General features: G+C 70.1%; 12 protein-coding genes and 3 pseudogenes. 6 read left to right on the top strand and 9 right to left on the bottom strand.

The window, feature by feature from the left end; translation table 11 throughout:
* Window positions 1–113: 113 nt before the first annotated feature.
* Complete coding sequence (locus tag OHA72_RS12650; protein WP_327008035.1) at window positions 114–1,055, top strand: methyl-accepting chemotaxis protein; 942 nt, start codon at window positions 114–116, stop codon at window positions 1,053–1,055.
* A 6-nt stretch (window positions 1,056–1,061) separates the two neighbouring features.
* On the opposite strand, the gene OHA72_RS12645 is transcribed toward OHA72_RS12650, so the two are convergent.
* The 6 genes from OHA72_RS12645 to OHA72_RS12620 form a co-directional block, all read right to left on the bottom strand.
* Window positions 1,062–1,841, bottom strand: coding sequence for an ABC transporter ATP-binding protein (locus OHA72_RS12645; protein WP_327008034.1), 780 nt, complete (start codon window positions 1,839–1,841; stop codon window positions 1,062–1,064).
* A 16-nt stretch (window positions 1,842–1,857) separates the two neighbouring features.
* Window positions 1,858–2,664, bottom strand: a complete 807-nt coding sequence (locus OHA72_RS12640; protein ID WP_327008033.1) for an ABC transporter permease — start codon at window positions 2,662–2,664, stop codon at window positions 1,858–1,860.
* A gap of 7 nt (window positions 2,665–2,671) precedes the next feature.
* Entirely contained in the window at window positions 2,672–3,535 is an 864-nt protein-coding gene (locus tag OHA72_RS12635) for a class I SAM-dependent methyltransferase (RefSeq protein ID WP_327008032.1), read from the bottom strand.
* A 169-nt stretch (window positions 3,536–3,704) separates the two neighbouring features.
* Window positions 3,705–4,718: an ABC transporter substrate-binding protein gene (locus tag OHA72_RS12630; RefSeq protein WP_327008031.1), complete on the bottom strand. Its 1,014-nt coding sequence runs from the start codon at window positions 4,716–4,718 to the stop codon at window positions 3,705–3,707.
* 99 nt (window positions 4,719–4,817) lie between these two features.
* Entirely contained in the window at window positions 4,818–5,975 is a 1,158-nt protein-coding gene (locus OHA72_RS12625) for an ABC transporter substrate-binding protein (protein ID WP_442788569.1), read from the bottom strand.
* Window positions 5,893–6,264 (bottom strand): hypothetical protein, encoded by a 372-nt coding sequence (locus OHA72_RS12620; protein ID WP_327008029.1) that lies wholly within the window; start codon window positions 6,262–6,264, stop codon window positions 5,893–5,895. Before OHA72_RS12620 ends, OHA72_RS12625 begins: the two co-directional genes overlap by 83 nt.
* 106 nt (window positions 6,265–6,370) lie before the next feature.
* On the opposite strand from OHA72_RS12620, the gene OHA72_RS12615 reads away from it, so the two are divergent.
* The 5 genes and pseudogenes from OHA72_RS12615 (at window position 6,371) to OHA72_RS12595 (ending at window position 11,342) form a co-directional block, all read left to right on the top strand.
* Window positions 6,371–9,091 (top strand): sensor histidine kinase, encoded by a 2,721-nt coding sequence (locus OHA72_RS12615; protein ID WP_327008028.1) that lies wholly within the window; start codon window positions 6,371–6,373, stop codon window positions 9,089–9,091.
* Complete coding sequence (locus tag OHA72_RS12610; protein ID WP_327008027.1) at window positions 9,091–9,498, top strand: roadblock/LC7 domain-containing protein; 408 nt, start codon at window positions 9,091–9,093, stop codon at window positions 9,496–9,498. The genes OHA72_RS12615 and OHA72_RS12610 overlap by 1 nt, the downstream gene beginning before the upstream one ends.
* Before the next feature lie 39 nt (window positions 9,499–9,537).
* A complete protein-coding gene (locus OHA72_RS12605) occupies window positions 9,538–9,906 on the top strand; it encodes a DUF742 domain-containing protein (protein WP_327008026.1) in 369 nt (122 codons plus the stop codon).
* A complete protein-coding gene (locus OHA72_RS12600) occupies window positions 9,887–10,501 on the top strand; it encodes a GTP-binding protein (protein WP_327008025.1) in 615 nt (204 codons plus the stop codon). Before OHA72_RS12605 ends, OHA72_RS12600 begins: the two co-directional genes overlap by 20 nt.
* Before the next feature lie 262 nt (window positions 10,502–10,763).
* Window positions 10,764–11,342: pseudogene (locus OHA72_RS12595) on the top strand (transposase).
* Between the two features lie 407 nt (window positions 11,343–11,749).
* Here the strand turns inward: OHA72_RS12595 and OHA72_RS12590 are convergent.
* The 3 genes and pseudogenes from OHA72_RS12590 to OHA72_RS64635 all read right to left on the bottom strand — a co-directional run.
* Entirely contained in the window at window positions 11,750–12,487 is a 738-nt protein-coding gene (locus OHA72_RS12590; RefSeq protein WP_327011541.1) for a DEAD/DEAH box helicase, read from the bottom strand.
* A 15-nt stretch (window positions 12,488–12,502) separates the two neighbouring features.
* Window positions 12,503–12,607, bottom strand: a pseudogene (locus OHA72_RS12585) (hypothetical protein); the annotation flags it as partial.
* A gap of 145 nt (window positions 12,608–12,752) precedes the next feature.
* A pseudogene (locus OHA72_RS64635) lies at window positions 12,753–13,951 on the bottom strand (TOTE conflict system archaeo-eukaryotic primase domain-containing protein); the annotation flags it as partial.
* Between the last annotated feature and the right edge of the window lie 234 nt (window positions 13,952–14,185).

Here is a 14,185-nt window from a genome sequence, read left to right as displayed (position 1 = left end):
GCAGGAGAGCAGGACAGGAGCGGGACGGGAGTTGGCGCATGGCTTGGTGGCGGGAACCGAAACACCCGGTCGGCAGCGTTGCCTCAGGGGCGGAGCACTCGCAACTGGCGTCGGTGACCGCGGAGCGTGACGCGCTCAGGGCCGAGATCGAGTTGCTGCGCGGCAAGCAGTCGGCCGCGGTCGAGCGGTTCGAGCTGATGACCGACGCGGCCGGGATCGGCCTGTGGGACATGGACGTGGTCGCGGACGACCCGGTGAACCCGAACAACACGTTCAACTGGTCGCAGGAGTTCCGGCACATGCTGGGCTTCACCGACGAGCGCGACTTTCCGAACATCCTGTCCAGCTGGGCCTCGCGGCTGCACGCCGACGACGTCGACCGGGTGGTCACCGCGTTCATGAACCACCTCAACGACCGGACCGGGCGGATCCCGTACGACATCGAGTACCGGCTCGCGCTGAAGGACGGCACCTACCGGTGGTTCCGTGCCACCGGGGCGACGAAACGGGACCGCACCGGCGTGCCGCTCCGGGTCGCGGGCGCCCTCTTCGACATCGACAACGAGAAGACGCTGATGGCCACCGCGGAGTACCAGCTGGAGCAGCTGACCGCCTCCGCGGCGAAGCTCGGCCAGGTCAGCCGCGACCTCGGCGACGCCGTGACGGCGGCCGCCACCAGGGCGGACCAGGCCGCGGCGACGATCAGCAAGCTCGACGCCAGCAGCGTCGAGATCGGCAACGTGGGCAACCTGATCACCACGATCGCGGCCCAGACCAACCTGCTGGCGCTCAACGCCACGATCGAGGCGGCCCGGGCCGGCGACGCGGGCAAGGGCTTCGCCGTCGTCGCGGGCGAGGTCAAGGAGCTGTCGACCGAGACCGGGCAGGCGACCGAACAGATCGAGGTCCAGATCAAGCAGATCCGGATTCAGACCGGCGAGGCGGTGAAGAGCATCCAGGAGATCAACACCACCATGGAGGCGCTCCGGTCGACCCAGAAGGCCGTGGACTCGCTGGTGCAGGAGCAGCAGGAGGCGGCGCCGAACCGCCGCTGACCAGGGTCAGGTGATGTGGATGGGTGCGGGCGCGTCGGTGGCGTGCAGGAGATCGGTCAGCTCGGCCACGCACGTCGCCACGTCCGCGAGGTGTGCGTTGCGGCCGAACGAGCGGGGGCGGGGGATGTCGACGGTGAGGACGCGCCGGACGCGTCCCGGGCGCTCGCTGAGGACGGCGACGCGGTCGGCCAGCAGTACCGCTTCCTGAATGGAATGGGTGACGAAGACGGTCGTGGGCCGCAGGTCCATGTGCACCTGTTGGAGCTGCCCCGCCAGCTCCTCGCGGGTCAGCGCGTCGAGGGCGGAGAACGGCTCGTCCATGAGCAGGACCTTCGGCCGCTGGATGAGGGCGCGGCACAGCGCGACGCGTTGCTGCATGCCGCCGGACAGTTCGTGGGGCAGCCGCTTGTGGAAGCCGGCCAGGCCGACCGCGTCGAGCAGCTGGCGGGCCCGCTCCCGGTGCAGCGCGCGCGGGCCGCCGTGCATCTCCACCGGCAGGAGCACGTTGGCGAGCACGGACCGCCACGGCAGCAGGGCCGGCCGCTGAAACATCAGGGCGACGTCGCGGCGGGGGCGGGTGACGGGGGCGCCGCCGATGAGCACCTTGCCGCGCGTCGGCGGCAGCAGCCCGGCCACCAGCCGCAGCAGGGTGGACTTGCCGCAGCCGGAGCGGCCGATGACGGCGAGGAACTCACCCTCGGCGACCGTCAGGTCGATGCCGTGCAGCGCCTCGACGTCGCCGGAGCGGGTGCGGAAGGTCCGGGACACCCCGGCAAGCTCGATCATGGCCCCTCCTGGAGGGTTACGCGGAGATCGCCCGCGCCCACGGCAGCAGCAGCCGCTCCAGGGCGACGATGAGGTAGAAGAGCACGATGCTCAGCAACGCCAGCAGCACGATGGCGGCGAACGCGAGCGGGGTGTCCAGCGAGCTGCCCGACAGCACGATGACGGCGCCGAGCCCCTCGTTCGGGCTGCTGATCTCGGCGACCACGGCGCCGATGACGGCCAGCGAGATGCCCAGTTTCAGCCCGACGAAGACCTGCGGCAGCGCCCACGGCAGCCGGACCTTCCAGTAGCCCTGCCACCAGGAGGCGGACAGGGAGCGGGCCAGCTCGCCGAGGTCGGCCGGGGTGGAGGTCAGCCCGGCGACCGTCGACACGACGATCGGGAAGAAGCAGATCAGCACCACCAGCACGATCTTCGGCTTCGGCCCGTAGCCCAGCCACACGATCAGCAGCGGCGCGATCGCGACCTTCGGGATCGAGTTGAGCGCGACGAGCAGCGGCAGCGTGGCCCGTTCGACCGCCCTCGACGCGGTGAGCAGCATGGCGATGGCCAGGCCGGCGACCACCCCGATCACGAAGCCGAACAGCGTCTCCGACAGCGTGGCCCAGGTCTCCCGGAGCAGGTAGGCGGGCTGCGCGCGGAACGACGCGACGATGTCCGGCGGTGCCGGCAGGAAGAACGACCGGATGCCGAAGACCACGGTCGCACCCCACCAGAGGCCGATCGCCGCCGTGGCACCGGCGGCCGGCAGGGCCACCACGTACCACGGCGACGACGCTCGTTCCTCGAACACGGCCTTCTCCGGCACGGCTTTCTCAGGCACGGCTTTCTCAGGCACGGCGGCCGATGGTCGAGTAGGTGAAGTGCCCCCGGACGACCAGGCGCGGGTCCTGCACCGCCGCGTTGAGCCGCTCGATCCGCTCGGCGGTGAAGCCGGCGGCGATGAACTCCTTGCGGAGCTGGGCCACGTTGACGGCGATGAGCAACGCGCCCGGGGTACCCCCGGGCCAGGACTCCGCGTGGATGGCCGTGTCGACGTCGACCAGCCCTTCGGCCAACATCGTGGCGTGCACCCGTGCGGCCCAGGTCGGATCGTTGCCCCGGGCGGGCAGCACCTGGTTGACCAGGACGTCCTGGTAGTGGTCGATGAGCCCGGCGGTTTCGCGGTCCGGCGCCGAGAGGCACAGGTTGCCGAACTCCGTCGCCCACTCCTCCAGCACGAGCGCCCCGCCCGGGGCGAGGGCCGCCGCCAGTCGCGCGAGGATCTCCGCGCGCTGGGGGATGTGCAGCAGCACCAGCCGCGCGTGGATGAGGTCCCAGGGGCCTTCCGGCACGGGCTCGGTGACCAGGTCGTGCTGGAGCACGGCGTACCCGTCATCGGCCGGGATGTGCCGGATGTTGAGGTCGGTGGCCAGCACCCGGCCCTTCTGGCCGGCCTGGGCGTTCTGGCCGGCCTGGGCGTTCTGGCCGGCCTGGGCGTTCTGGCCGGTCCGGGCGGCGAGCCAGCGGGCGACGCTGCCGCCGCCGGCGCCGACCTCCAGGCAGCGCCGGCCGGTCAGGTCGCCGAGCGTGCCGAGCCGGCTGAAGGTGAAGTCGTCGAGCATGGCGGACAGGTGGTTGTGCCGCCCCACGGACTCGGGGTCGTCGTTGTCGAATGAGTACCGCGACCTGCTGGGGTCGATGGATGTGGTCATGGTGCGGCTCCTCCCGGCTTTCGGCGTCACGCCTTCTTCGGTGTCGGGCCTTCGGCGTCGGGCCTTCGGCGTCAGGCCTTCGGCGTCAGGCCTTCGGCGTCAGGCCTTCGGCGTCAGGCCTTCGGGGTCAGGCCTTCGGGGTCAGGCCTTCGGGGTCAGGCCTTCGGGGTCAGGCCTTCGGGGTGATGCCGAAGTCGACGACGGCGTCCGGGGTCAGGCCGGCCGGGATGAGGCCGCCGGCCTGCAGGGTGGCGATGGCGCGGGCGACGCGCTCCTGGTCCATGGCACCGATCGCGGCGCCGGAGCTGACGTACGGCGTCATCAGCGTGATCTCGCCGACGGCGGCGGTGATGTCGGCGGCGGGCTGCGCCTTCTTCAGGATCTGCGCGGCCTCGTCCGGGTGCTCGATGGAGTACTTGACGGCCTTGAGCGACGCGTCGCGGAACCGCCGGGCAAGGTCCGGGTTCTCCTTGGCGATCTTCGCGGTGGTGATGATGCCGTTGCCGTACAGGTCTCCGAGGTACTTGCTGTAGGGCAGGATCACGGCCTTCTTGCCGCCGGCCGCCTTTTCGATGCCCTTGGAGCCGATGAGGAACGTGCTCAACGCCTGGACCTGACCGCCGGCCAGCAGCGCGGGCAGCTGCGGGGGCTGGGCGTTGACCCACTGGACCTTGGTCGCGTCGATGCCGGCCAGCTTGGCGTAGGCCGGGAACAGCAGCTGGTTGACCGAGCCGGTCGCGGCGCCGACCTTCTTGCCCTCGAGGTCCTTGGGCGAGGTGATGCCCGACCCTTCCAGTGTCACGATCGAGACCAGCGACTGCTGGTGGATCGCGGCGATGGTCCGGAAGTCCTTGTAGTCGCCCTTGCCGGCGAGGATCCAGGCCCCGATCAGGTCCAGGTTGGCGAACTGCGCCTGTCCGGCGGCGAGACCTTTCAGGTTCTCGCCCGTGGCCGCGCCGAGCTGGATGGTGACGTCGAGCCCGGACTCCTTGAAGTAGCCCTTCTCCTGTGCCACCCAGGCGAAGGCGTCACGGCCGACCGCGCCGAACGCCGTCAGGTAGGTGACCTTGTCGAGCTGCTTCTCCGAGGCGGCGGGTTCGGACTTCGGAGTCGTGCAGCCCCCCGCCGCGCCGATCAATGCCGTGGCCAGCACCGATACCAGCAATGCACGGTAACGCCTCATCGCGGATTCCCCACTTCTTTTCCGGGGCGGACCCTTCGCGGTCCAGGCACGCCCGACACATTTCAAGGCAAGATGTTTCGAAAGTTCCGAACGAATGTGCTAACCGAGCAGACGCCAGCGGCCGCCGCGCGCCTCGAGCATCGTCAGCGACTGCGGCATGAAGCCGGAGTGATTGCCAGGTGTCAATCTGATCTGACCGCTGAGACCGTCGATCTGCGAGGTTTCCAGCACCGCGCGCAGCGTCTCCCCGTCGACCGATCCGGATTTGACGACCGCATTCACAATGAGCTGCAGGGCGTCCGCGGCGAATGACGCGTGCCCGTGGTACGTGCCGTAGCGGGACATGTAGTCCTGGAACCATTGCCGGCGGGCCGCCTTCGCGGGGGTGGTCGCGATGACGTCGTCGATGGCGAGCGTCTGGGTGAAGACGAGCGCCGTGCCGTCGGTGGTCGCGGACGTCCCGCCGAGAAAGAGCTCCCCCGCGGCGCCGGCGTCCAGGTACACCTGGCCGCGGTAGCCGGCGTCACGGACGGCCCCGATGGCCGTCGCGGCCTGCGGTGGATAGCCCCAGACCACGATCGCGTCCGGGTTGCCGGCGACCGCCGCCCGGGCCGCCCGGCCGAGGTCGGCGTCGGTGGGGGCGTACTGCCCGTGGGCGACCACCTTGGCACCGATCTTGGCGACCTCGCGCGCCAGCGCCTCCGCGCCACCCCGGCCGTACGCGTCGTCGCTGGAGACGAAGGCGACCTTGCGCCGCCCGGCCCGGGCCAACTCACCGGCCAGGACGCCGGCGTCGTCGTCCACGTTGGGCGCCAGCCGGAAGATGTACCTGCGATCGGCCAGCGGGGCGCTCACCTCGGCCACCGGCGACAGCGCGATCGTCGGCAGGTGCCCGTCGTTGATCACCTTCGCGGCCCCGGTCACACACTCGGCGCAGGCACCGGTGATGATCGCGGTGACGGCGGGGTCGCCGGCGAACTCCGTGATCTGAGTCAGCGCGATCGCCGGGTCGCTGCGGTTGTCGCGCACCCGCAAGGCGATCCGGCGCCGGCCCAGCAGACCGCCGGAGTTGATCTGGGCCACCCGCAGGTCCAGGGCGCGCTTGTACGCCGTGCCGAGGTCGGCCGCGCTGCCGGAAAGTTCCAGGCTGGCCGCGACAACCACATCGGTTTTGTCACTCGAATTGACGCCAGTACATCCAGCTGCGGGCACCAGGATCACCGCAAGCATCGCCGCAAACGATCGCCAGCGTCGCAAGTCGATTCTCCTCGCTCGATTCCCTGTCCATCTGGACGGCGATGACCGCCAACACCTTGCCAACTCGTACCAGGACGGTCAAGAGGCTCGAAATACGCGTTCCGACACCATTACTGAAAGAGTTTGTGATCATACTCAATTGATGACCATGAGAGTACTTACTGACTTCCGCGAACGCCCTGGTTGCGAACGCCGACGACCAGGAAATGTAGGACGGGAGATCTTGGAACCGGCCGGAAACGCCGGACCGTCCGGCGGCGCACGGGGTTTCCTCAGGAATGTCGGACATGGTGGAATGCGCTGTCCTGCGCCCCGGGGGCCGCCGGGTCACAATCCCGCGCGACCGTCGATCCGCCGGACCGTCCTAGGCGACCACGAGCACGCGGAGACCTTGCATGCCCGCATCGAAGAAGCCTGCAGGTAGTAGGTTGCGCATCGGTCGGCCCCGACTGGCCAACACCAGGATCCGCGCCAAACTCGGGCTCATCCTGCTGATTCCCATCGTGGCGATCGTGACGCTGGCCGCGTTCCGGCTGGACAGCGCCGCCGACCGCGCGAGCGACGCCGTCCGGGTGGGTGCCCTCACCCGGCTGTCGGCCGGCGTGTCGGCCCTCTCCCAGCAGATCCATCTGGAACGGATGGCCGCTGCGGTGCTGCTGTCCTCCCCCACCCCGGCGCTGGAGGCGTTCAACCGGCAGATCCTGCGGACCGACCAGGCCATCGCCGCCTACGCGAAGCGCCGCGACTCGCTCGGCGACGTGCCCACCGCGATCCGGGACCGGCTGCAGCGCATCGACGACCAGCTCGAGGCCGTCGCGACGATCCGCGCTGAGGTCAGCAGCCGGCAGGGGGTATCGGTCGCCGAGGTCCTGCTGCGGTACGGCGTGATCGTCGAGGACCTCGTCTCCTACCGGGAGGCACTCGGGCAGGTGAGCACCGACCCGGACCTCGCCGACGGGCTGCGGGCGGCGGCGGCGTTCTCCAAGGCGAAGGCGCGCCTGGCGGAGCAGGAGGCGATCGTCTACGCCGCGCTGAAGGCCGGCCCGCTCGACGCCCATCAGTTCTCAGCGCTGCTGGCCACGCTCACCGGCCAGCAGGAGGCGTTCGTCGCCTTCTCGCTCTCGGCCAACGTGGAGCAGCGCCGGATCGTGGAGGCCACGATCGCCGGCGACGCGACCCAGATGGCCGACGACATGACGAGCACGCTGCAGCGCTCGGTCGGCCAGCCGTCCCCGGTCACCGCCGATGACGCGGTGTCCGTCTTCGGCGCGGTCAACGACCTCATGCGCTGGACCGAGGAGCGGCTCGACGACGGGCTCATCGCCGACGCCGCCGGGATCAGCTCCGCCGTGCGCCGCCAGGTGATCGTCGAGTCGGCCATCGTGGTGCTCGTCCTGGCGGTCGTGCTCGGCCTGGCCCTGGTGACCGCCCGCTCCATGGTCGTGTCCCTGCGGCGGCTGCGGCAGAGTGCGCTCGCCGTGGCCGAGCACGACCTGCCCGCCGCGGTCAGCCAGTTCCGCGACGTCCAGACGCTGCAGGAGCGCTCACCCCAGGAACTCGCCGATCAGGTCCGCGACCCGATCGGGTTCCACAGCAAGGACGAGATCGGCGAGGTGGCGCGGGCCTTCAACATCGTGCACCGCGAAGCGGTCCGGGTCGCGGCCGAGCAGGCCGTGCTGCGCAACAGCGTCTCGGCCATGTTCCTCAACCTGGCGCGCCGCAGTCAGACCCTGGTCGACCGGATGATCGGCCAGCTCGACCGGATCGAGCGCGGCGAGGAGGATCCCAAACGGCTGGCCGATCTCTTCCAGCTGGACCACCTCGCCACCCGGATGCGGCGCAACGACGAGAACGTGCTGGTGCTCGCCGGCGCCGACACCACACCGCCGCGCCGCCAGAACGCGCCGCTCATCGACGTGATGCGCGCCGCCCAGTCCGAGATCGAGCTGTACGAGCGGATCGAGTTCCCCGCGGTCGACGACGACATCTTCGTGGCGGCCCCCGCCGTCAACGACACCGTCCGGCTGCTCGCCGAGCTGCTGGACAACGCGACCCGGTTCTCGCCGCCGAACGCGCCGGTCCTGCTCACCGGCCGGCGCCTCGGCGACCGCGCGATCCTGCAGATCGAGGACCGCGGGCTCGGCATCGACCCGGAGTCGCTGGCCGCCTACAACGGCCGGCTCGCCCAGCCACCACCGGTCGACATCGGCGCCTTCCGGCTGATGGGCATCGCCGTCGTCGGCCGGCTCGCCTTCCGGCACCGGATCATCGTGCAGCTGCGCAACAACGCCGGCGGCGGTACCGTCGCGGAGATCGTGCTGCCGCACGGCGTCCTTGTCCTGCCGCGGGACAGGCGGGCGCCCGCGATACCGGTCCGGCGGCGGACCGCCGCGCTGCCGACCCAGACCCAGCCGGTCGCCTTCGGCGCGGCGCCTGGCGGTACCGCGACGATGGTGGAGCCCGGGCGGGGTCAGCCACCCGCGTGGCCGTTGCCCATGCCGGCGACCGAGCCGGCGCCGAGCCGGTGGGCCGACCTGGTGAGCCCGCCCCCGCAGCCGGTCTGGAACGCGGTCATGGCCGGCGAGGACACCACGGAGCTGCCGATATTCCGCGAGATCGAAACGGCGTGGTTCCATGAGCGCGGCCACAGCGTGATGCAGGGGCCGCCGGCTCCTGCCAGACCTGTGGCGCCGCCTTCCGGGGTGCCTTCGTCGCCGCCGCCTTCCGTGGTGCCTTCCTCGCCCCATGCGGGGGCTCCTTCCGTGGTGCCTTCCTCGGCCCATGCGGGGGCTCCTTCCGCGGTTCCTTCCGCGTCGCAGGCCGGGGCTCCGGTGCGCGCTGACTGGCGCAGCGTGGCCGACGACGGCTGGCGGGCCGCGTCCGCGGCGCAGCATCCGCCGCTCGCCGGCAGTACCCGGTCCGGCCTGCCCAAACGCGCACCGCAGGCCCAGCTCGTGCCGGGCGGCGTGCCCACCCGGCCGACCAAGCTCAACCGGCCCAGCGCTGAGGAACTGCGCGGTCTGCTCTCCTCGTACCAGCGGGGTGTCCAACGTGGACGGCAGGCGGGCGGGTCGAATCCGAACCAGGCGGCACCGGCAACCGAGGAGAATCGCTGATGACCCGATCCGGCGCGTTGGAAAGCATGGGCTGGCTGCTCGACAGCTTCGCCCAGCAACTCAACGGGATCGCCCACGTCATCGTGGTGTCGTCCGACGGGCTGCTGCTGGCCGCCACGGGCGACCTCCCGCCGGAGCGGGCCGAGCAGCTCGCCTCGATCACGGCCGGGCTGGTCAGCCTCACCTACGGCACGGCACGGCACTTCGACGGCGGCACCGTGCAGCAGACCATCGTGCACATGGAGGCCGGCTACCTCATCCTCATGTCGATCAGCGACGGCTCCTCGCTCGTGGTACTCGCGGCCCGGCAGTGCGACGTCGGCCACGTCGGCTACGAGATGGCCCTGCTCGTCGAACGCGTCGGCAAGTCACTGTCGACACCTCCCCGCGAAGCGGCGGCCCGGTAAGGAAGGCAGGCGGGAGGACGGCTGAGGGCGGAGGCGGCAATGAATCCGTACGGCGAGGAGGACCCGCGCGGGAATCTCGTCCGCCCGTACGCGATGACCCGAGGCCGGACCGAGCCCACCCGGGAGATCGCCATCGAGGCGGTGATGCTGACCATGCAGCGGGGCGTCGAGGAGAGCCGCTACGCCGGACGCGACCGGCACCTCATCGCCACCCTCTGCAACGGCCGCGCCCAGTCCCTCGCCGAGATCGCCGTGCACATGCGAGTGCCACTCGGCATCGCCCGCGTCCTCGTCGCCGACATGATCACCGAAGGGATCCTGACCCTCTACGAGCCGCTCGACGCGAGCGACACGGAGGAGCGGATCAACATATTGGAAAGGGTTCTCGTTGGACTCCGCAGCCTCTGACCGGCTCCACCCGAACGCGAGCCGGGTCACCGCCGCGAAGATCGTCATCGCCGGCGGCTTCGGCGCCGGCAAGACCACCCTCGTCGGCTCGATCTCCGAGATCACGCCCCTGACCACCGAGGCCGTCATGACCGCCGCCGGCACCCACGTCGACGACACCAGCGCCGTCCCGGCGAAGAGCACCACCACGGTCGCCATGGACTTCGGCCGCATCACGATCGCCCGCGACCTGATCCTGTACCTGTTCGGCACCCCCGGCCAGACCCGCTTCTGGTTCATGTGGGACGAGCTGATGCGCGGCGCACTGGGCGCGGTGGTCATCGTCGACACCCGCCGCATCCAGGACAGCTTCGTCCCCATCGACTTCTTCGAGCACCGCGACCTGCCGTACCTGACCGCGGTCAACTGCTTCGACGGCGCCCCGCAGTACGACGTCGACGAACTCCGCGAGGCCCTCGCCATCGCCGATCACGTGCCCCTGGTCCTCATCGACGCCCGTTCCCGCGACTCCGTGAAACAGGCCCTGATCACCGTCGTGGAGCACGCCCTGTCCGTGCTGACCGCCGACCCACCCCGCACCACGACGTCGGTGTAGTCAGAGGCTGCATGCGGCAGCCCGCACGTGCGGCAGCCCCATGGCCCGGGCTCGACCAGTGTTCGGCGGAGGAGCCGCCCTCACCACGACGGACAAACCCCGGTGCGCCGAACGGAGTGTGGGCCGGTCACAACTCCAGCCGTATGATCGGCGGTCAGTCCTGGCCCGAACGCGCCTGGGGCACACCGGGCGGGCATGTACTGACGCAGGTCAACACGGGCGTCGGCGCACTGATCATCGCGCCCTCGTAGCTCAGGAGCGTATTGAGCCGTTGCTGCCCAAGCCCGTGCCCCGCGATCCCCGGCGTCCAGGACGCAAACGGATCTCTGACCGGCAGGTGCTGTCCGGGATCCTGTTCGTGCTGCACACGGGCATCCAATGGGAGTTCCTGCTCAGGAACTGGGGTTCGGGTCCGGGATGACGTGCTAGCGGCACCACGTCCTGACCGAGGGCGCCGGCATCCCTCTCGCCGTCTCGTTGACCGGCGGCAACCGCAACGACTCACCGACCTCCTGCCACTGATCGACAAGATCCCACCCGTGCGGGGCCGACGCGGCCGGCCACGGCAGCGACCCAAGGAAATCTTCGCCGACCGCGCCTACGACCACGACACGTACCGCAGGGTCGTCCGCCGCAAGGCATCCGTCCGCGCATCGCGCGGCGCGGTACACCACACGGCTCTGGACTCGCGTCTACCGGTGGGTGATCGAACGAACCATCGCCTGGGACCACGGCATGAACGGCTCCGCACCCGCTGGAACGCCGCGATGACATCCACGAAGCCTTCCTCAGCCTCGCCACCTGCATCATTACCTACCGGCACGTCGTACGACTTTGTTAGGACCTCTTAGCCCTGATCCACCGATGAGGTTTCGGTGTTCGGTGGGGCTGGTTCCGTGATCTTGGGTGTTGGTCAGGGCGTGCAGCGGTGGCCGGCCGGTTTGCCGGTGCGCTCGGGGTCGCTTGGCGGGGTTGACCGGCGCCAGCCCGGCACACGACACCAGATTCGGATCATCAAACGATGCGCGCAGCCGTGCCGCGCCGTGCGATATTCTCACCCGGACGGTGCCCTCTCGAACTGAACGATAGATGCCTCAAGAACCTCTATCTTTCCAGCTCGCGGGGGCATTGTCGCGTCCGAGACGTCCCCGCCACATCAATCTCATCGGTGGATCAGGGCTTAGACACTGCGTCCCAATCGTCGATAGAACGACATCAACACGCTCTCGCTGTCGTTTATCAACATTCTTATGCGCTGGTGAACCCGAGCGCGCGGTACCCGGGCATGCGGCGTTGCAGCGAGGCGGCGAGGACCGGCGTGGCGCGGTCGTGGTAGTCGTGGACCTCGGCGACGTCCTTGCCGGGCGCGGCACGGATCACCCGGCCGGCGCATTGGACGAGCAGCCCGTCGTAGGAGACCGGCGCGGCCAGGAACAGCGTGTCGAGGGCCGGTGCGTCGAAGCCTTCACCGATGAACGGCGTTGTGCCGATGACCAGTACGCCGTCTCCCGCCTTGACGTCGGCGAGCCGCCTCACGGTGGCGCGCCGGTCGCTGGTCGACATGCCGCCCTGCAGCACGAGCGCCTGGCGGCCCCGCGAAGCGAGCGCGGAGTTCAGCGCTTCCACATGTGCGACTCGCCTGGTGAGCACCAGGCAGTTGCGCCCGCGCTGCAGGGCGGCGGTCACATCGGCGACGAGTTGTGCGTTGCGTGCCTGGTCGACGGCGATGGCGCGGTGCGCTTCGGCGATCGCAGCGGACGGCTCGGCGCCACCGGAGCGGAGCTCGAAGGCGGTCTCGTGCAGGTACAGCAGCCGCCGTGGTCCCGCATCAGCCTCCCAGGCGTCCAGCAGTGTGCCCTGATCGTTGCCGGGCGGCTCATGCGTGATGGTGTGCCGGACGGGTCCGAGTTGCCAGAGGACGAGTTCACCGAGTCCGTCACGCCGCGCCGGGGTGGCGGTGAGGCCGAGCCAGAACTGCGCGGCCATGCGTTTGACCGAGTGGTCGTACGAGGCGGCCGCGAGATGGTGGCACTCGTCGACGATGACGTGCCCGTAGCCGTTGGTGAGTTCGGCGACGTCGTCGCGCCTGGCCAGGGAGGGCAGCATGGCGATGTCCACCACCCCGCTGAGCTTGCGCCGGCCGCCACCGACCTGCCCCGGCTTGATGCCCAGGAACTGCTCGATCCGGGCTCGCCACTTGCTCGGCCAGTGCCTTCCGGTCGACGAGCACGAGGGTCGCCGTGCCCCGCTCGGCGATCACCGCGCAGGCCATGACTGTCTTGCCCGACCCCGGCGGCGCGACGAGGACGCCGTCGTCATGCGCGAGCAACGCGCCGACCGCCGCGCTCTGTCTGGTGTCGAGTTGTGCTGTGCAGGCGACGTCGATCTCGCGGCCAGGATTTCGCACGTCCGTGATGGCGAGGCGTGATCCGGCGCGCTCGACGATCGCTTCGACGGTGTGGCGCAGTCCGCGTGGCAGGACCAGGAGGTCGTCGACGGTGAGGTCGTACCCCCGGACGAACCGCGGCGTGTCCCAGGTGGATTTCCGCAGGCGCTGCAGTTCGTAGAATTTCGGGTTGGCCATGGAGGCCGCATGCTTGAACGTCGACAACGCCGCAGGCGTCAGCTGGGCCGCGCCCATGCTCAGCCCGGCGCCGAGCTCAGCGTGCACCACGGCGGGCAGCGGCGGATGCACCTTCGTGGCATCGGATCTGCTCAGCATGCCGACGTCGGCGCCAACGACCGCCTGTTTCGCGCGCCGGGCGACCCTGGCCGCGTGGCCCGGGCTGAGCCGGTCCAGGGTCGACAAGTACGCCCACTGGTCCTCGTGCGGCTCCAGCGTCGCCAGGTCGAGGAACGCCGTCAGCCCGTCCCTGCGGCGGCGGCCCTGCAACGGCGCGGCGATCAGGTTGCCGAAGCCACCCTCGGGCAGCACGTCCTGGTTCGGGAACAGCCGGTCGTAGGAGCGCAGGTCCATCGTGCCGCGCAGCCCCGTTGCCTCGTGGATCAGCGCGGTGCCGACGCAGCGGGCCACGGCGGCGGAGATCGTTTCGATGGAAACACCCACACGTGTGCGCCACGCCCGGACTGGGAAATCTCGAGCGCCGCCGGTACCCCGCTGGCGCGTGCCGCCTTGGTGTAGGCGAGCGCGTCGAGCATCGCGGCCGGGCCGTCGAAGTCCGCTACGAGAAAGTGACATGAGTTGTCGCTGAGCAGCGGGTACAGCCCGATGAAGACGTCACCCACCAGGTGCGCCGAGACGACCTCGGCGGTGAGCGGGAGATACGTGGCAGCTCTCCGGTCGGCTCCTTTGCGCCAGCCGCCGGCGACCGCGGGCATCCACCCGCTCGTGCCGGTCCGGTTGTTCTCCCAACGCACCGCGTACACGTCCGTCCGGGCCCGGAACCGGTCGGCGTACAGGGCCAGTTTGTCCGCCACCGGAGACGCCATGTGGACCAGGCCGGGCGGTGTGATGGCTGCGGCCGGCTGCTCCGGCGGCGGAGCGGTGTCCTGACCTCGCAGGTCCAGCAGACGCGACAGGCGGACGTTCTCCACCCTCAAGCGCTCCAGTTCACGACGCAGCCGAGCAAGGTCACTCTCCACCGTCACGTCGGTGCCCATGACAGGATCGTCGCACGCGGTCGTGGCTCGGTCGTCGCGCCCGCCGCCGAGCGTCACACCATT

The sequence above is a fragment of the Dactylosporangium sp. NBC_01737 genome, assembly GCF_035963215.1.
GTDB lineage: Bacteria > Actinomycetota > Actinomycetes > Mycobacteriales > Micromonosporaceae > Dactylosporangium.
Note: the sequence above shows the minus strand (reverse complement) of the source record. Positions and strands in the feature narration are given on the sequence as shown.